Raw genomic sequence first — 23,488 nt, forward strand, 5'->3', positions numbered from 1 at the left:
ATGGACAATACAGTATTGCAACTAAATATAATATCGGCCGAAAAGTCAATATTCAGTGGAAGAGTTTCGATAGTAACGCTTCCCGGTGTTGGAGGTAAGTTTAGTGTATTGCCAGAGCATGCGCCTTTAGTTTCTACTCTAAACTCGGGAATTGTTAGTTACGAAACCGAAGGTTCGGTTAAAGAGGTTGAAATAAAAGGAGGCTTTGTGGAAGTGAAACAGAATGTTGTAACAGTTTGTGTAGAATAATTTATGGATATGTTTAAAGCTAAATTAATAACCTTGTTGGTAGCCTTTACGTTTGTATGTGCTGCTATTTTAGGTGCTTTGCTTTTCTATGTATTCCCGCAATTTTATCCGGGCTGGTATTTCGAAATAGTATTCTTCTTTTTAATATTGGAGACTGCTTTAATTAGTTTTATCGAATCAGTTAGCCGAAAAACAACTTCGAGAAAGATGGTTAATATGTATATGCTGACTAAGGTTGTTAAAATGTTATTATCGCTTATATTTATTACTATATATGTTTTGGTGGTAAAAGAAAATATTAAAAATTTTGTACTTACATTCATCATTTTTTATGTGTTAAGTATAGTAATGGAAACATTCTTATTTTCGAAAATCGAGAAAAGGCTCAAAGAAAGTAATAACCAATTATTATGAATTATATAAAAAATATAATTGTTTGCATGTGTCTGCTTGTATTTTGCTCTGTACCGCAAGTAATGGCAGGCGGTAATGCTGCAAGTGGGGAAAGCGAGCTAGATGTAAAGGAACTAATTCTTGAACATATTGGGGATGCTTATGAATGGCATATCACAACATTGAATGGAAAGCATATATCGGTGCCCTTGCCTGTGATTGTAAAAGGAGAAAACAGTGGTTGGAATATATTCCTATCCTCTCATTTTCATCATGGAACTGAAGCGCACAAAGGGTTTTACATATCGCAGGAAGAAAAATATAAGGGAAAAATTGTAGAGAAAAATAGTGCAGGCGAAGAGGTTCGTCCTTGGGATATATCGATAACAAAAAATGTAGCATCGCTTCTTATGGCATCTGTGCTATTGGTTATTATTGTATTAAGTGTTGCCCGATGGTATAAGAAACGGGCAGCAAAAGGCGAAATGGAGGCTCCTAAAGGCTTTGTAGGTTTCATGGAAATGTTTATAATGAACGTGAATGACGATATTATAAAGCCTTGTGTGGGAAAAGATTACAAACGGTTTGCCCCATATTTATTAACAGCCTTTTTCTTTATTTTTCTGAATAATTTATTAGGATTGATACCTCTGTTTCCGGGAGGGGCAAATCTGACGGGAAATATTGCCGTAACATTTGTTTTGGCATTGTTTACATTTATTATTGTAAATGTTTCGGGGACTAAGGAATATTGGAAAGAAATATTTTGGCCCGAAGTTCCTACTTGGTTGAAAGTACCACTACCTATAATGCCTGTTATTGAGTTGGTAGGGGTTTTTACAAAACCATTTGCATTAATGATTCGTCTTTTTGCCAATATTTTAGCAGGACACTCCATTGTTTTAGGGTTAACATGCTTGATATTTGTAACCGTGGGATTGGGTACGGCTATTAATTATTCAATGTCGTTTGTGTCGGTGTTGTTGTCTATATTTATCAACTTGGTTGAGTTGTTGGTAGCCTATATTCAGGCTTACGTGTTCACAATGCTATCGGCAGTATTTATCGGTTTGGCAAGGGTCGAACCACATCATTCGAAGGAACATTAATATAAACAAGATTAAATTATAAATTAACAATTAAAAAATAGAAGATTATGTTACTAGAAGTTTTATTACAAGCAGCAGGAAGTCTAACAGGTTTAGGCGCTGCATTAGGAGCAGGTTTAGCAGCTATTGGTGCCGGTATCGGTATCGGTAAGATTGGTGGTTCGGCAATGGAAGGTATTGCTCGTCAGCCCGAAGCTGCCGGAGATATCCGTATGTCTATGATTATTGCTGCAGCTTTGGTTGAAGGGGTTGCTTTATTCGCTGTTGTTGTTTGCGGATTCATCCTGTAATAAAAACAAAAAATTAAGCTATGAATTTGTTGACACCTGATTTTGGGTTATTGTTTTGGATGTTGTTATCCTTTGGTATAGTATTTTTTATACTGGCTAAATGGGGTTTTCCTGTTATCACCAAAATGGTTGAAGAAAGGAAAAACTACATAGAGCAATCGTTGGATGCGGCAAAAGAGGCTAATAAACAATTGGCTGAAATAAAAACAAAAAGCGAGGCCATACTGGCCGAGGCCCAAAGGGAGCAGGTGAAAATCTTAGCAGAAGCAGCAAGTACACGCGATCGTATAATAAATGAAGCACGCGAACAAGCCAGAGTTGAAGGTAGAAAAGAGCTTGAAGAAATAAGAAAACAAATACAGGCAGAGAAAGATGAGGCAATAAAAGACATTCGTCGTCAGGTTGCAATTCTTTCGGTTGATATTGCCGAGAAAGTTTTACGCAACAAGCTTGATAATTCGAAAGAACAAATGGATATGATTGATCGTATGCTTGACGAAACATTGGTTTCTAAATCTTAACAATTATGAATTCAGGAATAATATCAATGCGCTACGCCCGGGCTCTTTTTGAGTTTGCGTTGGATAAAAAATCAGAGGATGTGGTCTTTAATGAAATGAAGAGCGTATCTCTGGCTTTTTCAAAAACGAAAAAATTACGGGTTGCTTTAGATAATCCTGTGTTGGATTTCAAAACCAAATTCGATTTAATGAAATCGATAGCGGGTAATAATCCAAGCGATGTATATATTCGTTTTATACAACTGCTACTGCACCAAAGAAGAGAAAATCATCTGCAAACGATAAGTCTTATTTATCTTGATTTATATCGTAAACATAAAAATATCCGATTAGGTAAACTTGTTACGGCATATCCTGTCAACGATGAGGTTATTAGTAAAATGAAGAATTTTTTAAGTACGGGTAAATCGGATATATTGGAATTTGAATCTGTTATTGATCCTGATATTGATGGAGGATTTATTTTATACATAGATACTTTCCGCTTAGATGCAAGTGTTGCTACTCAGTTGCGAAATATAAAAAGGCAACTGATAAACAAGAATAATAAAGGTGTGTGATAGGGGAGAGAATATAAGATGAAATAAGTCTTCGGTAAGGGACTGATTAAGTAAAATATACTAAAGAAAATATATGTCTGAAAATATAAAAGCCAGTGAGATATCTGAGGTTTTGAAAATGCAGCTGGAAGGTATTGAAAACCGCATCCAGTTTGATGAAGTAGGAACTGTTCTTACAGTAGGAGACGGGGTTGTCCGTATATATGGGCTTAGAAATGCAGAAGCAAATGAACTTTTGGAATTCGATAATGGAATAAAAGCCGTTGTTATGAATTTGGAAGAAGATAATGTTGGAGCTGTATTGTTAGGGCCAAGCAATCAGATAAAAGAAGGTTTTACTGTAAAACGTACAGGACGAATAGCCTCGATAAATGTAGGTGAAGGCCTTTTGGGACGTGTAATAACACCGTTAGGGGAACCAATAGACGGGAGGGGCGATATTAAGGGAGAGCTTTACGAAATGCCATTAGAGCGAAAAGCTCCGGGAGTTGTGTTTCGCCAGCCTGTAACTCAACCTTTACAAACCGGATTGAAAGCTATTGATGCAATGATTCCGATTGGACGAGGACAACGCGAATTGATAATTGGTGACCGTCAGACCGGAAAAACTGCGATAGCTATTGATACTATAATAAACCAAAGAAGTAGTTATGAGGCGGGAGATCCTGTTTATTGTATCTATGTTGCCATTGGTCAAAAAGCATCGACAGTAGCAAATATTGTCGAAACATTGAAAACAAAAGGCGCTTTGGATTATACTATAGTTGTTTCTGCTACTGCGGCAGAGCCCGCGGCTGTACAATATTTTGCGGCATTCGCAGGGGCTGCTATCGGTGAATACTTTCGCGATACAGGTCGTCATGCCTTGGTTGTTTATGATGACTTATCGAAACAAGCTGTAGCTTATCGCGAGGTATCGCTTATTCTTCGTCGTCCTCCGGGGCGTGAGGCTTATCCGGGAGATATATTCTATTTGCACTCCCGTTTGTTAGAACGTGCTGCAAAAATAATAGAACAACAGGAAGTTGCTGAAAAAATGAACGATTTGCCCGATGCCCTGAAAAATAAAATAAAAGGAGGCGGGTCGTTAACCGCATTGCCTATTATCGAAACTCAGGCAGGAGACGTATCGGCATATATTCCGACTAATGTGATTTCGATTACCGACGGACAGATATTCTTAGATGTGAACTTGTTTAACTCAGGTAATCGTCCGGCTGTTGATGTTGGTATTTCGGTTTCGCGTGTAGGAGGTAGCGCTCAAACTAAAGCGATGAAAAAAGTTGCCGGAACTCTGAAAATAGATCAGGCTCAGTATCGCGAACTAGAAGCTTTTACCAAGTTTGGTGGCGATTTAGATCCTGTGACGGCACTGACAATTGATAAAGGCCGTAAAAATTCGGAGTTGCTGATTCAGCCACAATATACGCCAATGTCGACAGAACAACAGGTTGCTATATTGTATTGTGGAACAAATGGATTGTTGCGTAATATACCATTGGATAAAGTACATGACTTCGAAAAGGAATTTCTCAGTATATTACAGATGAAACATCAGTCTGATGTTTTGGATGTTCTTAAAAAAGGAGTCATTAATGATGAAGTAACCAATATAATAAGAAAGGTTGCTGAAGATACTGCATCTCAGTATAAAATTTAATTTTTGAATTATGGCATCATTAAGAGAGGTTAAAGATAGAATAAGTTCGGTAAATAGTACGAGAAAAATTACTTCGGCAATGAAGATGATCGCTTCGTCTAAATTGCATAAGGCACAAGCTGCCATAACTAATTTTTTACCCTATTCACAGAAACTTGATTCTATATTACTCAATTTGTTGTCTTCTGATTTGGGATACGATTCTCCTTTTTCGCAGAAAAGAGAAGTGACGAAAGTTGCAATAGTTTCATTCTCTTCAAATTCCAGCTTATGTGGAGCTTTTAATGCTAATGTAATAAAAGAGACTTCATTAACCTATGATAAATTAGTTACGGAATTTGGCGCCGGAAATGTATTGCTATACCCTATTGGGAAGAAAATAGCGGATGCTGCTCAAAAAAACAAATGGAATACAGATGATGGCGATTATCAGGAAATGTTAAATGTGCCGGCTTATCAGCCTATATCGGATTTAGCAAAAAGCTTGATTAACAAATTTATTATTGGCGATTTTGATAGGATTATTCTTATTTATCACCATTTTAAATCTACATCATCGCAAGTTATAGAGAATAAAACATATTTGCCATTTGACATATCGGTTGTGCAGCAAGAGGCCGAGGGGCACAGCAAAGGTTTGCAATTTGATTATATCTATGAGCCTTCTCATGATGAAATATTGACAAGTTTGATTCCTAAGGTTTTAGCATCCAGATTATTTGCGGCTTTGCTCGATTCTGTGGCTTCGGAACATGCCGCCCGAACAATAGCTATGCAAACGGCTACGGATAATGCTAATGACCTGATTCAGGAATTAACAATTCAGTATAATAAAACACGTCAATATGCAATTACTAATGAGTTGTTGGATATTATTGGCGGTGCTTCGGCTTTAGAATAAATTCGCATTATTTAAATACAGAAATAAAGCATTCGGGCATGTTTCCGGATGCTTTGTTCGTTTTATAGAATAAAGCTTTTAATTGTATCAAAAAATGAAAATAACCGGATAAGGATGCTGAATAAAGAGTTTTTTGGGGAGTGTAGTTTCGAATAAAGAAGATGTTTAAATTGTTTTATTAAAAGAAAAACAGCTACTTTGTTATAGCTTATTTCTATATGATAGTGAGATAAAAGAGATTTCTTGCTAAATGATTATTTTGGTGGGGAAATTATGTTTTCTGTTTGTTTTTTGATATATATTTGTGATATTCAAAAAAAAGATAATGGAAATAATAGAAGCACAAGGTAATCAATTCTTCGAAATAGGTAAGATAGCAAGAGAGTCTTGGTACAATGTATATGCTAACTTATTGTCAGTTGATCAGATCGAGTATATGCTAGAATGGATGTATAGCGTTGACTCTATTAAGGATCAAACACAAAATCAGGGACATAAATATTTATTGTTAAAAGATGAGAGTCTGTTTATAGGCTTTATTTCGTACGAAGTAAATTATAAAAACGAATCCAAAACTAAGATCCATAAAATATATATACTGCCTAATATGCAAAAGAAAGGAGCAGGCCGTATATTGATAGATAGGGTTGAGCGTATAGCTAAGGATAATAATAATCGTACTCTAGTTTTAAACATGAATAAACAAAACAATGCAGTCCATTTTTATCGGAAAATGGGATTTGATATTGTAAAAGAAGAAGTTAATGATATTGGTAATGGATATGTAATGGACGATTATGTTCTGGAAAAAAACTTAGATATCTGACGTTTGTTAAATTTAAGAAAAATACTTGTTATAAAACAGCTATGAAAAATACATAAGACAATCATATTTTTCTTATCTTTAAATCGGTAGCGTCACTTGTTTTGCACACATTGTTCTACAATAAATTACCATCTGTAAATTTGTTGAGTTTGTAGATTGTTGTAAGAGCAAAAAGAACTGCTTTGGATGCTTGCTTTTTGTTAAATTAAAAAGATGATTTATCTATGAGTTATTTAAAATTCGATAAAAATCGAATGGTTAATCTTGAATATTCTCTTAATAGAGCCATATTAAGGACAAATAGGCGTGGAGCATATCATTTAACGACTTTGGTTGAATGTAATACGCGGAAACAGCATGGTTTGCTTGTAATGCCGGTTCCGGCAATAGACGACTCTAATCATGTGATTCTTTCTTCGTTTGATGAAACAGTAATACAACATGGTGCCGAGTTTAATCTTGGTGTTCATAAATACGATGGAGATAATTATAGCCCGATGGGGCATAAGTATATCAGGGAATTTGACTGCGAATCGTTACCCCGAACAATATACAGGGTAGGAGGGGTTGTTCTCTCGAAAGAAAAGATGTTTTCGTTAATCGATAATAGTATATACATTCGTTATACATTGCTTGATGCCCATTCGCCAACAATACTTCGTTTTAAACCCTTTTTGGCGTTTAGGGAGATAAATAGTTTAACATCGGAGAATGATAGGGTAAACAAAGGGTATAAGGAAGTTACCAATGGAATATCGACTTGTATGTACATCGATTATCCGAATTTACATATGCAATTTAGCAAGAAGGTTAAATTTATTTTTGATCCGACATGGTATAAAGGGATTGAATATAAAACCGATATGGAGCAGGGCTTTCCTTATAAAGAAGACTTATATGTTCCCGGATATTTTGAACTCCCAATTAAAAAAGGCGAAACCATTGTTTTTTGCGCAGGAGATAAAGAAATAAAACCTCAGACATTATTAAAGTTGTTTGAAGATGGAATAAAAGTCAGAACGCCTCGTTCTTCGTTGCTTAACTGTTTAGTAAATTCGGCACATCAGTTTTATTTCCGTCCAAATAAAAACGAGTTGTTTTTGCTCGAAGGTTATCCTTGGTTTAAGGTTGATGCCCGAATTCAGTTTATGACTCTTCCGGGGCTTACAATGTTAATTGGCAAAGATGAATCGTTCGAAGAGGTTATGGATACCGCCATTCCATATTTACGAAAATTTATGAATGGAGAGCAGGTTTCAGGACATCTTCACAATATAGAAGCACCCGATGTTTTGTTATGGGTAATATGGTCGTTATGTAAGTTTAACAGTAAACATAAGGATATTTATCTCAACAAGTATGCCTCTTTAACTGTTGATATAATAAGATACTTGCTGAAAAATTCCCATCCCAAGAATAAAGTATTAGAGAATGGTCTGTTGTATACTGATGGGAAACAACAAGCTGCAACATGGATGAATGGCATGAGTGATGGGCACCCGATTGTTATGCGTACAGGATGTATTGTTGATACAAATGCACTGTGGTATAATGCTTTGATGTTTACTTTGGATGTAGCTAAAGAGATTGGTGATGTTGAATTGGAGGATAGGTTATCGGCTTTGACTGTAAAGGTAAAGGATGCTTTCAATGAGACTTTTGTAAATGATGCGGGTTATTTGTTCGACTATGTGGATGGGAACTATGTGAATTGGAGTGTAAGGCCCAATATGTTGACTGCTATATCGGTAGATTATACTCCGTTGGATAAAAAAATAAGCCGTTCGATGCTCGATATTGCAACAAAAGAGTTATTAACGCCTAAAGGTCTTCGTACATTAAGCCCTAAAAGTGAGGGATATAGTCCATACTATCAGGGTACGCAATTCGAAAAAGATTATGCAGCATTTAATGGTGCTGCATGGCCCGGATTACTAGCTTCGTATGCCGATGCATACTATAAAATATTTCAGAAAAGTGGAATATTTGCGATAGATAGGTTGCTTGTAGGTCTGGAGGAAGAAATGGCGAATAATTGTATTGGTACATTCTCGCAGGTATACGATGGTAATCCGCCTTACGATGGTAATGGAGCTCCATCATATTCGCTCAATGTTTCGGGTGTATTGTTTGTTCTTGATCTTTTAAGATCTCTGGAAAATGAATATTAAATATTTGCATATATGAAAGCGCTGATGTTTGGTTGGGAATTTCCTCCTCATATATTAGGAGGATTAGGTACTGCCAGTTATGGTTTAACACGTGGCATGTCTCAACAGCACGATATGGATATAACGTTTGTTATCCCAAAACCTTGGGGAGATGAAGATCAGAGTTTCCTTAAGATTATAGGAGTAGGAAATACACCTGTTGTGTGGCGTGATGTTCAATGGGATTACGTGAATTCTAAATTGTCTAAGTATATGGATCCTAATTTATATTTCGACTTGAGGAGCCATATATATGCCGATTTTAGTTATATGAATACAAACGATTTGGGTTGTCTTGAGTTTTCGGGGCGTTATCCTGATAATTTGTTGGAAGAGATTAATAACTATTCTATAGCAGCAGGAGTTATTGCCCGCACATTGGATTATGATATAATTCATTCGCACGATTGGTTAACCTATCCAGCGGGAATACACGCAAAAAACGTTTCGGGAAAACCACTGGTAATACATGTTCATGCTACCGATTTTGACCGGAGCAGGGGAAGTGTTAATCCTCAGGTGTATGCTATTGAAAAAAATGGTATGGATTATGCCGATCACATAATTTGTGTGAGTAACCTAACACGCCGCATTGTTATTGAGAAATATCATCAGGATCCACGTAAAGTAACAACTGTTCATAATGCAGTAGAGCCACTGAGCCCAGAGATACAAGCCATAAAACCGTCGAAACCGAAAGATAAAATTGTAACGTTTTTAGGACGTATAACAATGCAGAAAGGACCTGAGTATTTTGTTGAAGCTGCTGCGCGCGTGCTGCAAAAAACAAAAGACGTAAGATTTGTAATGGCGGGAAGCGGCGATATGATGGAGAAAATGATATATTTAGCTGCCGGACATGGTATTTCGGACAGATTTCATTTTACCGGTTTTTTGAAAGGGAAGCAGGTGTATGAAATGTTGAAACGAAGCGATGTTTACGTAATGCCATCTGTGTCCGAACCATTTGGTATTTCTCCTCTCGAAGCAATGCAGTGTGGAATCCCGACTATAATATCAAAACAATCGGGGTGTGCCGAGATTTTGGATAAAGCCATAAAGGTAGACTATTGGGATATCGAAAGTATGGCCGATTCAATCTATTCTATATGTGCCCATCAGATTCTCGCCGACTTTTTGAAAGATGAAGGCAAAAAAGAAGTTGATGAGATAAAGTGGGAATATGCAGGACAAAAAGTCCGGGATATATATGACCGACTAATAGGTTAAGGTCTTGATTTGTAAATAATAAAAATATTATAAGAATGAAAACAATTTGTCTATATTTTCAAATACATCAGCCTTTCAGGTTGAAGCGTTACAGATTCTTTAATATTGGTGGCGACCATTATTACTATGACGATTTCGCTAACGAAGATATAATACAGCGCATTGCCGAGACATCTTATATTCCGGCTAACAGGCTATTGCTGGATATGATAAATGAATCGGGAGGGAAGTTTAAAGTTACATTTTCTATATCGGGATTGGCTCTGGAACAACTTATTATATATGTTCCGGAAGTGGTAGACGGATTACGCGAATTGGCAAAGACTGGATGTGTTGAGTTTTTGGCAGAACCCTTTGCTCATTCGTTAGCTTCTTTAATCGATCCGGAAGGCTTTAAGCAACAGGTTATTGCCCATTCTGATAGGATTGAAGAATTATTTGATAAGAGACCGAAAGTTCTACGCAATTCTGAATTGATATTTTCGGACGATATAGCTATGGATGTTTATGATATGGGTTATAGAGGGATGATTATTGAAGGTGCTAAGCGCACCCTTGGTTGGAAAAGTCCAAATTATGTGTATCAATCGGCGATACAACCCAAATTGAAACTTCTGTTGAGAAATCCGAAATTTAGTACAGATATGGCTTATCGTTTCTCTGATTACACATGGAACGAATATCCGTTAACTGCTGAAAAATTTATGAATTGGATTGCACAAACTCCACCCGAAGAGCAGATTATCAACATGTTTATGCCATACGAATCGTTAGGGCTTAACAACCCTCGGGGATCGGGTATTTTCGATTTTACCAAAGTGTTACCTAAATATGCAGCAGAAAGGCAAATAAACTTTTCTACGCCATCGGAAGTGTTAAGCACACTAAAACCTGTAGATAGTTTATCGTCAACTCATGCAATCTCGTGGGCAGGTGAAGAGAAAGATGTTTCGCCATGGTTGGGTAATATTTTGCAACAAGAAGCATTCAACAAGTTATATGAACTGAAAGAACGTATAAGATTTAGCGATGTACGCCGCTTGAAACAAGACTGGATGTACTTACAGGCTAGCGACCATTTTTATTATATGAGCACTAAAATGCAACTGCCATATAGTCCATATCCGTCTCCGTACGAGGCATTTAGCAACTATATGAATGTGTTAAGCGATTTTATAGAACGAGTTAACTCTGAGTACCCAAGTTCTATTGATAATGAGGAGCTTAACTCTTTGTTGCAAACTATACACAATCAGGCTGACGAAATAGAGAAACTTGAAAGTGAATTAGATAAACAGAAAAAGAAAGCGCTTACAGTACGGGCTAAAGCTACAGGCAAAGCCAATTTAAATTAATACTCTTCATTTTATAGATAAACACCCTGAAAGTTTTATATGATTTTTAGGGTGTTTTTTTGTCTACATCAGATCACTAATCTAATTACAGTAAATAACAAGTGTGTCGTCTTACACTTTGCATCTTAACGGGTACGGAAAATTTCGGTCTGCTAGAATTCCGGCAAAAGAAAAATAATTGTTAGTCGATAATTGCATTTTGCATATTTCCGGTTTCTATAAATGCTTTATGAAAAGCGAATGCATTGTATAAATTAACAGGAGTTTGACCCATAAACCCTTTTTCGAGGTATTTATATAATAGAGGGCGATAATTGGGGTGAGTACAATTTTCTATTATAGCAATGGCTCGTTCTTTTGGCGATTTTCCTCTCAGGTCGGCTACTCCATATTCCGAAACAATAACCTTAACAGAGTGTTCGTTGTGATCGACATGCGAAACCATTGGCACAAATGCACTTATATTTCCTCCTTTTGCTGTTGACGGAGTTAAGAATATCGATATGTATGCATTACGGGTAAAGTCGCCGGAACCGCCTAATCCGTTCATTATTTTATTACCTGTAATATGGGTTGAATTTATGTTCCCGAAAATATCAGCCTCTATAGCAGTATTCATCGAAATAATTCCCAGACGGCGTATTACTTCGGGATTATTTGATATTTCAGATGTTCGCAATACCATTCTTTCTTTAAAGAAGGGTAGGTTTTTGTAAATACGTTCGATGCACGCATTGCTTACAGTAAGCGTACCTCCACTGGCAAAAGTAATACGCCCTTCTTCCATTAAATCGATAATTGCGTCCTGAATAACTTCTGTGTAAACCTCAAAGTCTGGTATGTTTTTGTTTTTGCCAATTGCAGCTAAAACAGCATTGGCAATGTTTCCTACTCCGGATTGAATTGGAAGAAAAGACTTTGGTATAGTTCCTTTAATCATTTCATTGACAAGAAAATTTGCTGCGTTTTCTCCAATTCTTGCTGTTGTTTCATCAACAGGAGCAAAACAACTCCCGTCATTTGGTATATTTGTTTCTACTACCACAATTTTAGAAGGGTCTACTTCTACATATTCTTTTCCGATACGTGATTTTACGGTAGTAATAGCAATTTCGGTTCGATGCGGTGGATCTTGCATATCCAATAAGTCGTGTATTCCCCTTAATTCTTTAGGGTGCCATCTGTTTAGTTCCACAATAACAAGTTTAGCCATCTTTATAATAGTAGGGGTAATTCCTACACCACAGGTGGGTACTATTTTTCCGTCATTAGTGATGTCCGATGCTTCGATAATTGCAACATCTACTTTTCCGTAAAATCCATAACGCAAATCTTGGGCTAGGGTCGAAAGATGTAAGTCGAAATAGCGAATAGTTCCGTTGTTTATCTGTTTTCTTATGTCGTTGTTCGTTTGGTATGGGGTACGAAATTTTATGGCATTTGCCCGCGATAATGCCCCGTCTATATTGTCGCCTGTCGATGCTCCTGTAAAAACTCCTATCTGAAAATGATTGCCCTTTGCATGCTCTTTTTCGGCGCGTTTTGCAATTTCTAAAGGTACCAATTTCGGACAGCCGGCGTGTGTAAAACCACTAAAGCCAACATTGTCGTTGTTTTTTATTAATAATGCTGCTTCGGCAGCTGTTACTGTTTTTATAGCCATGATTTTATTTTTAATATTGGCAAAGGTAATGGATGTTTTGTTTGTCTCAAATGACATAAATACATCTAATACTGCCAAAATATTATATCTTTGTTTGTGATATGAAGAAAGAAATAAAACATATAGTATTTTTAGTAATACCTGATGCTACTCTTCTGGATATAGCCGGTCCTTACGAAGTTTTTTCTCAGGCATTGGAATGTATTCGCGCCAATGAAACAGAAGCTGATTGTATATACAAATTACATACCTTATCTATAAACAAAAAGAAAAATATTAGTACATCTTCGGGTGTTGCGATTCGGTGTCTCGAAAATATAACGACTGTTGACTATCCTATTGATACATTGATTATTCCCGGAGTGCCAAATTCTAAGATTGAAGAATACAAACTTTCAGGTAGTGTGTTGAAATGGATTTGCAATCAGTCGGTAAAGGTGCGAAGGCTCTGTTCGGTGTGTACGGGTAGTTTTTTCTTGGCCGATGCAGGAGTATTGTCTAATAAGAAGGTGACTACACATTGGGAGAAATGTAATTTGCTGAGTAATAATTATCCGGATATTGAAGTAGATGATAACCCTATTTTTATCAAAGATGGAAATATATATACTTCTGCCGGAATATCGAGTGGTATGGATTTAGCCTTAGCTTTGGTCGAAGAGGATATGGGCAAATCGTTTGCTTTAGATGTTGCCCGACAGATGGTCTTATATTTGAAACGACCGGGAAGCCAATCGCAATTCAGTTCTGTACTGACTCATCAGAAGATTGATTATTTACCTATTCAAGAGATATGTAGTTGGATTCAAGAGCATTTGCATGAAGAAATGACAGTGGAAGAATTATCGGTTAGGGCATCAATGAGTACTCGAAATTTTGCACGGGTTTTTGTCCGCGAAACAGGGATTACGCCCGGTAAATATATCTATAAATTAAGAATTGAAGCGGCTTGCCGTTATTTAGTAGATACTCGTCTTTCGTTAAAAGAAATAGCTGTTTTATCGGGCCTTGGTTCTTCTGATAACATGCGAAAAATATTTCTTAAGTATATAAAGATTTCCCCTGCCGAATACCGGAATAATTTTTATACTACAAAGTTTATTGTCGAATCAAATAAAAAGAATTAAAGCTTTGATTACAAAGCAGCTGATCGCACCCGGCTTAATGTTTCGGGAGTCATTAAAAGGTATGATGCGATGTGGGCTATTGCTGCTCGTTTTGCAATAATAGGATATTCTTTGCAGAAACGTTCGTATCGTTCATGTGCACTTTCGAAACGCCAAGAGTCTGCTTTTTGTTGCGATACTATTAGCTTGTATTCGAATATACGCTGATATAATTCATTGATCTCGGGATTCCTGTTGCATATAGCTTTCCATTTCTCATAATCCAAAAGATATATAACAGAAGGTTCTAATGCTTCTACAAGTAATTTTGTAGGTTCTTTCAGAAATAAACTTTCGAGGCAGGTAGCAACGTTGCCTTCGCTCGAAAAATGTTCGGTGATATCACGCCCATCCTTATAATAGAATTGGCGAATAATGCCTTTTTCTATGATATACAAATAGCGGCTTATTATCCCTTGTTCCAGAATGATTTCGTCTTTTTTGTATTCTCTTCGTTCTAGTATAGATGCTAATTCTTCTACCGAGTTTTCTGAAACCCTGACATTATATTTGTTTGCTATTATTCTGATTATATCCATATTAAACTAACTAGCCTATAGTATTCCAAAGATAACGATTTTTGTTGTTATTGATGAAATTGACGCAGGTCATTTCTTCATGTAAATGGGGGATGTAACTTTGTATTATTATATAACTATTTAAATAAAATAAATAATATGGAAATCGAACATTTAGCAATTTGGGTAGACGATATAGAATTGATGCGTCAGTTTTATATGGAGTATTTTGACGTTATTTGCGGAGAAAAGTATGTAAATACTAAACGAAATTATACATCTTATTTTTTATCGTTTGGAGAGAATAAAAGTCGTATTGAATTAATGCATATTCCTGATGTATTAGAACCAACAAGCAGAGGACAGATGAAAGGATTTGCGCATTTTGCTATTTCTGTTGGAGGGAAAGATATTGTGGATACTCTTATCGAAAAATTACGCAAAAATGGGTATACAATAGCAGGAGAGCCAAGAACAACGGGGGATGGTTATTACGAAAGTGTTGTTCTGGACCCGGAGGGTAATTATGTTGAACTTGTGGCGGCACCCTAGTTCTTTAAAATAGCCAAACACGACTCTCTGTATTCACGAGAAGTTACGATGAATTATATATAGAAAAAAAATAGTGCCTATCTTAAGGAGAGGCACTATTATTAAATGAATATATTTACAATAATCTCAAATCTTTCTGAAAGGCGGTTTTACAACCTCTGCTTCGATATCTTTGTTTCTTATCCTTATATATATATTAGTGCCTATAGTTGTATACTCAGGTTTCAGATAACCAAGGCCGATGCCATTTTTGGTTGTTGGCGAAATTGTTCCTGATGTTACATTACCTATAACTTCTCCCGATTTGTCTACGATCTCGTAACCATGTCGGGGAATTCCTTTCTCAATCATACTGAAGCCACATAACTTTCGTGTAACTCCTTCTCTTTTTTGTTTTTCGAGAATATCGCGTCCTATAAAGTTTTTATTATCTATAAACTTGGTAATCCAACCTAATCCGGCTTCGAGTGGAGATGTTGTGTCGTCAAGATCGTTTCCGTATAAGCAGAATCCCATTTCGAGACGAAGTGTGTCTCTAGCTCCCAATCCTATTGGTTTTATACCAAATTCAGCTCCGGCGTTCATAATCGCCTCCCACAAACGGAGACTATTTTCTTTATGGAAATATAACTCAAAACCTCCGGCACCGGTATATCCTGTATTTGAAATAATCACATCATCGACGTCGGCAAAACACCCTGTAATAAATCTATAATAAGGAATCTTTGTTAAGTCTACCTTTGTTAGCTTCTGAAGTGTAGCTAAAGCCTTTGGGCCTTGTATAGCTAATTGTGCAATATTATCAGAGGCATTCTCTAATTCTGCACCAACAGAGTTGTTGGCTATACACCAATTCCAGTCTTTTTCTACGTTTGATGCATTTACCACTAACATATATTTTTCGGGTTCGTAATGGTAAATAATAAGATCGTCAATAATGCCTCCATTTTCGTTCACAAAGCAAGAATATTGAGCCTTACCCGGAGACAATGTCGATGCATCATTACTTGTTACTTTCTGTAAAAAGGCTAGGGCTTTAGGTCCTTTTACCCATATTTCGCCCATATGAGAAACATCGAATATGCCTACGGAGTTGCATACAGCCATGTGCTCGTCTATTATTCCCGAATATTCTACAGGCATATTATATCCTGCAAATTCATGCATTTTTGCACCCAAAGCTATGTGGATGTCTGTAAATGGTGTAGCTTTCATGATTTTTCTTTTTTTATTTGCCTTGTCCTACAAGTTCGGCAATCTTCACTATAACATCAACGGCTTTTTCCATCGACTGAATAGGTACAAATTCATAACGCCCGTGAAAGTTCATCCCTCCTGCAAAAATATTAGGGCAGGGCAGTCCTTTAAACGAAAGCTGCGAACCATCGGTTCCGCCTCTTATTGCTTTAACGTTTGGTTTTACTCCTACGGCTTCCATAGCTTGATATGCGTAATCAATTATATACATTAAGGGTTCAACTTTTTCTCTCATGTTATAATACTGATCCGAAATTTCGATAGTTGTACTTCCCGGGTATAGTTTATTTATAAAATCGACAGCATCTTTCAATAATTGTTTTTTGTGCTCAAACAGTTGTTTGTCGTGGTCTCTTATTATGTACGACATGTTAGCAGAGTCGACTGTTCCGTTTAATCCGATAAGGTGGAAAAAACCTTCGTAGCCCTCAGTGTGTTCGGGACGTTGATCCGATGGCAGCAGAGATATTAATTTATTTGCGACCAACAGCGCATTTATCATCTTGTTTTTCGCTGTTCCCGGATGCACATTACGCCCTTGTATTGTTATTTTTGCTCCGGCTGCATTAAAATTCTCGTACTCCAGTTCGCCTAATTCGCCACCATCCATAGTATAAGCCCATTTTGCGCCGAAACGTTCAACGTCGAAATGGTGGGCACCTCTGCCTATTTCTTCATCAGGATTGAAGGCTATACGTATTTTGCCATGTTTTATCTCAGGATGGTCTTGTAGATATTGAATTGCGGTAAGTATTTCGGCAATACCAGCTTTGTCATCGGCGCCTAGTAATGTGGTTCCATCCGTTACAATAAGGTTTTCTCCTTTATGATTAAGCAATTCCGGAAAATCGGCTGGAGATAATACAATATTTAATTCTTTATTTAAGATAATAGGATTGCCATCGTAATTTTCTACAATACGGGGATTTACGTTTTTACCTGACATGTCGGAACTTGTATCTACGTGAGCAATAAAACCTATAACAGGGATATCCTTGTCGGTATTTGCAGGTAATGTTCCCATTAAATAGCCTTTGTCGTCAAGCGATACATCTTCAAGGCCCATTTCTTTCATTTCTTTATCCAACTCTTTTAACAAATCCCATTGTTTTGCTGTACTAGGGGTTGTCTCGGATTCAGGATCAGATTCGGTATCAAATTTTACATATTTAAGCAACCTTTCTACTACTGTTTGTTTCATAATCTTTATTTTTTTGAAAAAAGTTTCAATTATTTTCTTTTTATAAACAACTGTATATGAAAATATTATTTTTCGATACTACATTAACTAACAAAGATAACAAAATGAAAGTAAAGAAAAAATGGCTTGTGTTTTTTGTAAATAAAAAAAAATATGTACTTTTGTGCCCGGGTAAGTCCTATACGGTCAGCTCCCGATTAATCCCCCAGGGTTTGATCGCAGCAAGGGTAGTTGGTTGTAGCGACGCGATGTAGTAAGCTTGCCCACTTGCCTCTTTAGCTCAGTTGGCCAGAGCACGTGATTTGTAATCTCGGGGTCGTTGGTTCGAATCCGACAAGAGGCTCAAAAAAGTCATCCAGTTTTGGATGGCTTTTTTTGTTTTTTCAAACAAAAGAGAATAAATTAGTTGCTGAAATATAATATTGTTACTGTTAACGGAGCTGATACATTGGCTTTTTGTGGCTAAATTTTGTATATATTAATACCGATACATCCGAAATAATAGAAGATAGTTAACAATATTATACTAATGAACTTTCGCCTAAATAATCTAAAACAATAAAAATAATGGAAGATAAAATTAGCCAAACTTGCACTATGAGCAAGAAACTTTTCACAGGTATAACATTTTTACTAATGCTTTTTTTAGTAACTTCTTGTAATTCAAAAGTACAGGAAAGCCAAAATTCGATTTCGGTTTCGGGAATCGGGACTGTATTAGTACAACCCGATATGGTGTTGATGAACGTCAGCTTTTCTCACACAGCACCAACAACAAAAGAAGCCAAAAAGTCAGTAGAACAAACCATGCAGAAAATATTGAAAATACTGCAGGAAGAAAAAGTGGAAGATAAATTTATGAAAACTATATCACTCAACTACGATGTGGAGTATGATTACAGAAGCGGACGTCGGGTTCGGATTGGACAACGAGCCCAACAATCAATTGTTGTAACTGTAAATGATATGATAAATACTCCCGAAAGATTTTCGACTATTTTGGATAAGATTACGGCTATAGATAAAGTAGATGTACAAGATATTAGGTTTGATATTGAACGTAAAACGGAATTATTCAAACAAAGTCGCGAATTAGCCTATCAAAAAGCATTTGACAAAGCTCAGCAATATGCCGAACTTTCAAATCGTAAATTAGGGGAAGTGTTGACAATTTCAGAAACTGTAAATCGGGATGTTGCGCAAGCTCGTGCATATCAGAATAATTTTGCATTGAAAGAAGAGGAGCTTTCTGTGATGTCCGAAGATGCGGGTATCCCTACAGGAGAACAAGGAGTAAGTACCGAAATTAATATCGTCTTCTCGCTGAAGTAGATTAACTGCTTGAAAACATCGTATTAGATATTGATTGGCAGGGGCAAATAAGCCTGAATTGTTTTCGATCAACTTTCAATGCTGCTATTGTTCGGGATTGCCTATGCCAAAGGAATAATTAATAATGAATATAGAAGAACTTCGTGAATATTGCCTTTCTATAAAGGGGGCAACAGAATATATGCCTTTTAAAGACGAATACCTTATCTTCAGGGTATTCGACAAATGGTTTGCGGTAATACGATTAGATGACCCTGTGTTGAAAATAACAGTAAAATGTGATCCTTCCGAAGCCATTGACCTACGCGAAAGCTATGCTAGCGTAGAAGCGGCTTGGCATTTCAATAAGAAATTCTGGAATAGCATTACCCTTAACGGAGATATGAACGACGAAATGGTGAAATTTTGGATTCGCCACTCCATAAAAGAAGTGCTGAAGAAGCTACCCAAAAAGACACAGGCAGAGTATTTAGAAGATTATTTGTTATAGCTTCCGACACACAGTCTTAATCTTTAATTTTGTATCAAACGACTTTAAATTCATTAAGCACCGCCATCGCAAGCTCTGCTTTTTGTGCAGGCACAAAAATATGATCGTGGTAGTAAGCGGCGACAACATTGGCACTGATGTTATTTTCAGCAAGCTTAGCCGAAAAAGCTGCTGTTAATCCAACTGCATCTAAACTTGAATGTATATTCAACGAGATAAGCTTGTAAACCGATTCGTAAGGGACTTCTTGGTTGTCAGCTTCCTTTTTTGACAAAATTAAAGTCATACCTTCTTTTTCAGAAAAAACACCAATGGGGTTAAATTGCCTGATATTGTCCCATGATAAATTCGGGAACGTACAAAAAACAAAATCTTGCTCATCCAATACAGGCTCCATACAGGATAGTAATATATCTAAATCTTTAATCCCTGCCATGATACAAATCTTATTTACAGTGTGTGGATGTTTTCGTTCCCAATACTTTCTCTCGATGCAGCACTCCCCAGTCGCGCAATGCCGCAATAATTTCAATTAAAGATTCGGCATGCTCTGTCAGCGTGTATTCAACTTTGGGTGGATAAGTGTCAAATACTATCCGTTCAATAAGCTTGTCTTCCGCCATATCCTTTAATTCTTTGGATAAACTCTTATCAGTCAACCCCGGCACAGCTTTTATAATCTCTTTAAACCGTTTGCTGCCAAGCCATAATGTTGTAATAATAGGAATTTTCCATTTCCCGGATAAAACCGCCATTGTATCAAGAACCGAAAGTATTTCACGTTGACGTTCTGCCTCACTCATGGATTGGCAGGTTGTTTTTCTTGTAATTCTATAATCTTCCATACGATGCCTGTTACTTTCCTTTTTGATAGCGCTTTCCAAAAGGAAAGTAATATCAATCGGAAAGCAAATATAGGTATTTTTGCGATATAATTAAATGATAAGAAATATGACAGATAATTCAAGTAAATCAAAAGTTGTAGACAGGAATCATACGGGGTTTAACAAAAATGCAGAACCCTTCTTCAGCATCGTTATGGAAGGATTAAAAGGCAATGTAGATGGAGAGCATTTTTGGGATGCGGTAGCTGAAAATGCTGTTTTTGAGTTTATGTATCATGTTCCGGGTTTTACCACCAAAATAGTGGGGCGGGATGCGTATATGGAATGGTTTGGTGGTTATCCGATTCCCCTGCAATCGGCGGATGGTCTTATAGTAACCCAAGCTGCCGATCCCGAAGAGGTGGTTTTGGAATATGCAGTACATGCTAAAGAATACGATAACCGATTTTGTTCTATCGTAAAACTAAAGGATCGAAAAATAGTTCATTGGAGGGATTATGCTGATTCTCTTGCGATGATGGGCGGGTGATTCCCTAAATTTATAATGATTATCCATAATCGATAAAGTTCGCCATTTCATGTACGAAATAGCCATTGCCTGCGGTTATCACGATCATTCACACATGAACAAAGAGTTCCAGCGATTGGAAAGTCTCTCTCCGTCGGAACACGCCGTGTAAAATGTCGGATTTTTACACGAAATACATCAAATAAGTATTGTATTTTTGTGTTTAATAAAGATGAAAGTCATGGAATATCAAACTCTATCCCCCAATATTGGCGTAAAAAGCGTCGATGAAACAGTACAGTTCTATACCGAGACATTAGGTTTCAATCTGATTATGAGTGTTCCTGCTCCAACCGGAGGCTTGCAATGGGCAATGGTTGCTAATGGCGAAGCAACGCTTATGTTTCAGGAAATGGGCAACCTAACCGAGGAATATCCGCAATTAGCCGGCCGGCCGATATTGGGCGTAATGACCTTTTATGTGAAGATGAAAGGTATGCAAGCATTATACGAGAAACTTCAGGGAACAAAGTATCTTGCCAAAGAAATGCATAAAACATTCTACGGAGCCGACGAATTCGCCATCTTCGATAACAACGGACATATCCTGACAATAACGGAAGATACCGTAGAGCCCACAGCAATCAAGAACTACGATAACTACTTCCTGCCAGCTAACAATTATCAGGAAAGCGTACATTTTTATTCCGAAGTATTGGGATTGGAAAAGAAATTCGAGTTTGCAGAACAGGGTATGATAGCCTTCAAGGTCGGCAACGAAGAGCCGGCAATCATTCTGAAAGACAAAAGCAAGATGCCAAATACAATACCTTCCATTTGGATAGTGGTTGAAGACACTAAAGCGGTTTATGAAAAGATGAAAGCCAAAGGCATTGTCTTTTTATCCGAACCGTTTAAGATACGCACAGGTTGGGCGGTAGAATTAAACGACCCTTCGGGTAATAGATTAGGATTTACAGACTATAAAAGAGATTAATAAATTAATAACAGAAGAATTATGAGATTCAACAACGTAAGACTATTAGTAAAAGACTATCGGAAATGTTTCGATTTTTACACCCAACAACTTGGCTTGGAGGCCGCCTGGGATGTTGAAGATTGTTATGCCAGCTTCAAAGTAGCCGACGGAATAGAAGGACTTGCCTTGTTTACATCGGACCTAATGGCTCCCGCTGTTGGTAATGCCGACAGAACACAACCCACAGGTTATCGCGAAAAGTCGATGATATCTTTTGAAGTTGATAATGTAGATGAGACTTATCAAGCACTTTCGGCAAAAGGACTTAAGTTCATTAACGAGCCAATGGATATGCCCGGTTGGGGAATGCGTGTAGTGCATCTATACGATCCGGAAGAGAATCTGATAGAATTCTATTCTCCACTTAAATACTCAGAACAATGAAAAACTATGCAGAAGCAATTGGACAAATGATTCGCAAACAGAATGTTAGCTTTATAAGTTCTGTTGATGAGGATGGTTGTCCAAACACAAAGGCGATGTTGGCGCCTGTTAAGCAGGAAGGTATCCGAACATTCTATTGGCACACTAATAGCCTGTCGGTAAGAATCAAGCAATACCGAAATAATCCGAAAGCTTGTATTTACTTTTACGACAAAGATTCTTTCGAGGGAGTGATGTTGAAAGGAACAATGGAGGTTGTTGATGATTTGGATACCAAAAAGGCTATCTGGAAAGACGACTTTTCTATCTATTACAAAGGTGGAGTGGATGGCGGAGATTTTATACTGTTAAGATTTACGGCCGAATCTGCTCGCTATTACAGTAACTTCAACTCAGTCAGTTTTGCGATAGGTAAAGAAGAGGCTGCTGGCGAACCGATTTGTCAAAGCTGTGGCATGAATATGAGAACGGCTGAAGAGTTTGGTTCGAATGCCGATGGAACTCCCAATCAGGAGTATTGCCATTATTGTTATCAGAACGGCACATTTACCCGCAACGTAACAATGGTGGAGATGCTGGAAACCAATATGAAATACCTCGATCACTGGAACAAAGAAACTGGAAACAATTTTACTCCGGATGAAGCTCGTCCTGTATTGCGCGAGTTTCTGTCTGGTCTTAAGCGTTGGAAGAAGGATTAAAAATGGAGACTTCAACCCCTATACTGTTTATTCTGTCGGGATTGCCTGCTTCGGGAAAATCAAGTTTGGCAAAGCTTATTGCCCAAAAGTACAATGCTGTCTATCTGAGAATCGATACCATTGAACAAGCATTGCGAGATTTATGCAGCTACAATGTACAAAGCGAAGGATACCGTTTGGCTTACCGCATAGCAAGCAACAATCTGGACTTGGGACATAATGTGGTTGCCGATTCATGCAATCCGATAGATATTACCCGCAGAGAATGGGAAGACGTAGCAACACAAAGCAATAGCCGGTACATTAATATCGAAGTTATTTGTTCGGATAAGAAAGACCATAAAAGACGAGCTGAAAACCGATGCACTGAAGTGAAAGGTTTAAAACTCCCTACATGGAATGAAATCCAAAGTAGGGAGTATCATGCATGGGTAACTGATAGAATTCTGATTGATACGGCAGGTAAATCGACAGAAGAAAGCTTCTATGAATTGATAAAAGAAATAAGAGATGCAATAAAAGAATAGA

At 37.2% G+C, this 23,488-nt stretch carries 27 protein-coding genes and 1 tRNA gene; 22 read left to right on the forward strand and 6 right to left on the reverse strand.

The window, feature by feature from the left end:
* The 12 genes from atpC (at position 1) to D0T53_RS10705 (ending at position 11,304) form a co-directional block, all read left to right on the forward strand.
* Complete coding sequence (atpC, locus tag D0T53_RS10650) at positions 1-249, forward strand: ATP synthase F1 subunit epsilon (RefSeq protein ID WP_163267697.1); 249 nt, start codon at positions 1-3, stop codon at positions 247-249.
* 3 nt (positions 250-252) lie between these two features.
* A complete protein-coding gene (locus tag D0T53_RS10655; RefSeq protein WP_163267699.1) occupies positions 253-663 on the forward strand; it encodes a hypothetical protein in 411 nt (136 codons plus the stop codon).
* A complete protein-coding gene (gene atpB / locus D0T53_RS10660; RefSeq protein WP_163267701.1) occupies positions 660-1,751 on the forward strand; it encodes a F0F1 ATP synthase subunit A in 1,092 nt (363 codons plus the stop codon). The genes D0T53_RS10655 and atpB overlap by 4 nt, the downstream gene beginning before the upstream one ends.
* A gap of 47 nt (positions 1,752-1,798) precedes the next feature.
* Positions 1,799-2,041, forward strand: a complete 243-nt coding sequence (atpE, locus tag D0T53_RS10665) for an ATP synthase F0 subunit C (protein ID WP_163267703.1) — start codon at positions 1,799-1,801, stop codon at positions 2,039-2,041.
* A gap of 20 nt (positions 2,042-2,061) precedes the next feature.
* A complete protein-coding gene (gene atpF, locus D0T53_RS10670) occupies positions 2,062-2,562 on the forward strand; it encodes a F0F1 ATP synthase subunit B (protein ID WP_163267705.1) in 501 nt (166 codons plus the stop codon).
* 5 nt (positions 2,563-2,567) lie between these two features.
* Entirely contained in the window at positions 2,568-3,122 is a 555-nt protein-coding gene (locus D0T53_RS10675; protein ID WP_163267707.1) for a F0F1 ATP synthase subunit delta, read from the forward strand.
* Positions 3,123-3,195: 73 nt separating this feature from the next.
* A complete protein-coding gene (atpA, locus tag D0T53_RS10680; protein WP_163267709.1) occupies positions 3,196-4,782 on the forward strand; it encodes a F0F1 ATP synthase subunit alpha in 1,587 nt (528 codons plus the stop codon).
* A gap of 10 nt (positions 4,783-4,792) precedes the next feature.
* A complete protein-coding gene (locus tag D0T53_RS10685) occupies positions 4,793-5,683 on the forward strand; it encodes a F0F1 ATP synthase subunit gamma (protein WP_163267711.1) in 891 nt (296 codons plus the stop codon).
* Between the two features lie 325 nt (positions 5,684-6,008).
* Entirely contained in the window at positions 6,009-6,509 is a 501-nt protein-coding gene (locus D0T53_RS10690; protein WP_163267713.1) for a GNAT family N-acetyltransferase, read from the forward strand.
* Between the two features lie 224 nt (positions 6,510-6,733).
* A complete protein-coding gene (locus D0T53_RS10695; RefSeq protein WP_163267715.1) occupies positions 6,734-8,680 on the forward strand; it encodes a glycogen debranching enzyme N-terminal domain-containing protein in 1,947 nt (648 codons plus the stop codon).
* A 12-nt stretch (positions 8,681-8,692) separates the two neighbouring features.
* Complete coding sequence (locus D0T53_RS10700; protein WP_163267717.1) at positions 8,693-9,949, forward strand: glycosyltransferase family 4 protein; 1,257 nt, start codon at positions 8,693-8,695, stop codon at positions 9,947-9,949.
* Between the two features lie 35 nt (positions 9,950-9,984).
* Complete coding sequence (locus D0T53_RS10705; protein WP_163267719.1) at positions 9,985-11,304, forward strand: glycoside hydrolase family 57 protein; 1,320 nt, start codon at positions 9,985-9,987, stop codon at positions 11,302-11,304.
* 181 nt (positions 11,305-11,485) lie between these two features.
* Here the strand turns inward: D0T53_RS10705 and D0T53_RS10710 are convergent, their stop codons facing one another.
* On the reverse strand, positions 11,486-12,967 hold the full coding sequence (locus D0T53_RS10710) for a succinate CoA transferase (RefSeq protein WP_163267721.1): 1,482 nt from the start codon (positions 12,965-12,967) through the stop codon (positions 11,486-11,488).
* 101 nt (positions 12,968-13,068) lie between these two features.
* On the opposite strand from D0T53_RS10710, the gene D0T53_RS10715 reads away from it, so the two are divergent.
* On the forward strand, positions 13,069-14,094 hold the full coding sequence (locus D0T53_RS10715; protein WP_163267723.1) for a GlxA family transcriptional regulator: 1,026 nt from the start codon (positions 13,069-13,071) through the stop codon (positions 14,092-14,094).
* Between the two features lie 8 nt (positions 14,095-14,102).
* On the opposite strand, the gene D0T53_RS10720 is transcribed toward D0T53_RS10715, so the two are convergent.
* Positions 14,103-14,672 carry a Crp/Fnr family transcriptional regulator gene (locus tag D0T53_RS10720; protein ID WP_163267725.1) on the reverse strand — a complete coding sequence of 190 codons (570 nt, stop codon included), beginning with the start codon at positions 14,670-14,672 and terminating at the stop codon, positions 14,103-14,105.
* A 138-nt stretch (positions 14,673-14,810) separates the two neighbouring features.
* Between D0T53_RS10720 and D0T53_RS10725 the strand changes: the two genes are divergently transcribed.
* The gene (locus D0T53_RS10725) at positions 14,811-15,203 is read left to right on the forward strand and encodes a VOC family protein (RefSeq protein WP_163267727.1); all 393 of its coding nucleotides are present in this window, start codon (positions 14,811-14,813) and stop codon (positions 15,201-15,203) included.
* 126 nt (positions 15,204-15,329) lie between these two features.
* Here the strand turns inward: D0T53_RS10725 and gcvT are convergent, their stop codons facing one another.
* Both gcvT and pepT read right to left on the reverse strand, forming a co-directional pair.
* Positions 15,330-16,418, reverse strand: a complete 1,089-nt coding sequence (gene gcvT, locus D0T53_RS10730; RefSeq protein ID WP_163267729.1) for a glycine cleavage system aminomethyltransferase GcvT — start codon at positions 16,416-16,418, stop codon at positions 15,330-15,332.
* Between the two features lie 13 nt (positions 16,419-16,431).
* Complete coding sequence (gene pepT, locus D0T53_RS10735; RefSeq protein ID WP_163267731.1) at positions 16,432-17,661, reverse strand: peptidase T; 1,230 nt, start codon at positions 17,659-17,661, stop codon at positions 16,432-16,434.
* 269 nt (positions 17,662-17,930) lie between these two features.
* Here pepT and D0T53_RS10740 point away from each other — a divergent pair.
* The 3 genes from D0T53_RS10740 (at position 17,931) to D0T53_RS10750 (ending at position 19,483) form a co-directional block, all read left to right on the forward strand.
* Positions 17,931-18,004 (forward strand) — tRNA-Thr (locus tag D0T53_RS10740).
* A gap of 254 nt (positions 18,005-18,258) precedes the next feature.
* Positions 18,259-18,993, forward strand: coding sequence for an SIMPL domain-containing protein (locus D0T53_RS10745; protein WP_163267733.1), 735 nt, complete (start codon positions 18,259-18,261; stop codon positions 18,991-18,993).
* A 124-nt stretch (positions 18,994-19,117) separates the two neighbouring features.
* Positions 19,118-19,483 carry an MmcQ/YjbR family DNA-binding protein gene (locus tag D0T53_RS10750; RefSeq protein WP_163267735.1) on the forward strand — a complete coding sequence of 122 codons (366 nt, stop codon included), beginning with the start codon at positions 19,118-19,120 and terminating at the stop codon, positions 19,481-19,483.
* A 34-nt stretch (positions 19,484-19,517) separates the two neighbouring features.
* Here the strand turns inward: D0T53_RS10750 and D0T53_RS10755 are convergent, their stop codons facing one another.
* Positions 19,518-19,919 carry an ACT domain-containing protein gene (locus tag D0T53_RS10755; protein ID WP_163267737.1) on the reverse strand — a complete coding sequence of 134 codons (402 nt, stop codon included), beginning with the start codon at positions 19,917-19,919 and terminating at the stop codon, positions 19,518-19,520.
* A gap of 10 nt (positions 19,920-19,929) precedes the next feature.
* Positions 19,930-20,286 (reverse strand): helix-turn-helix domain-containing protein, encoded by a 357-nt coding sequence (locus D0T53_RS10760; protein ID WP_163267739.1) that lies wholly within the window; start codon positions 20,284-20,286, stop codon positions 19,930-19,932.
* Positions 20,287-20,434: 148 nt separating this feature from the next.
* Here D0T53_RS10760 and D0T53_RS10765 point away from each other — a divergent pair, with 148 nt between their 5' ends.
* The 5 genes from D0T53_RS10765 to D0T53_RS10790 all read left to right on the forward strand — a co-directional run bounded on the left by D0T53_RS10765 (position 20,435) and on the right by D0T53_RS10790 (position 23,487).
* Complete coding sequence (locus D0T53_RS10765) at positions 20,435-20,857, forward strand: nuclear transport factor 2 family protein (protein WP_163267741.1); 423 nt, start codon at positions 20,435-20,437, stop codon at positions 20,855-20,857.
* Positions 20,858-21,077: 220 nt separating this feature from the next.
* Positions 21,078-21,833, forward strand: a complete 756-nt coding sequence (locus D0T53_RS13630; protein ID WP_255489435.1) for a VOC family protein — start codon at positions 21,078-21,080, stop codon at positions 21,831-21,833.
* Between the two features lie 21 nt (positions 21,834-21,854).
* Positions 21,855-22,259 carry a VOC family protein gene (locus tag D0T53_RS10775; RefSeq protein WP_163267743.1) on the forward strand — a complete coding sequence of 135 codons (405 nt, stop codon included), beginning with the start codon at positions 21,855-21,857 and terminating at the stop codon, positions 22,257-22,259.
* Positions 22,256-22,960, forward strand: coding sequence for a zinc ribbon domain-containing protein (locus tag D0T53_RS13635; protein WP_255489436.1), 705 nt, complete (start codon positions 22,256-22,258; stop codon positions 22,958-22,960). The genes D0T53_RS10775 and D0T53_RS13635 overlap by 4 nt, the downstream gene beginning before the upstream one ends.
* Positions 22,961-22,962: 2 nt before the next feature.
* Positions 22,963-23,487 carry an AAA family ATPase gene (locus tag D0T53_RS10790; protein WP_163267745.1) on the forward strand — a complete coding sequence of 175 codons (525 nt, stop codon included), beginning with the start codon at positions 22,963-22,965 and terminating at the stop codon, positions 23,485-23,487.
* The last annotated feature ends 1 nt before the right edge of the window (position 23,488 follow it).

The sequence above is a fragment of the Dysgonomonas sp. 216 genome, from assembly GCF_010501065.1.
Taxonomy (GTDB): Bacteria; Bacteroidota; Bacteroidia; order Bacteroidales; family Dysgonomonadaceae; genus QVMM01.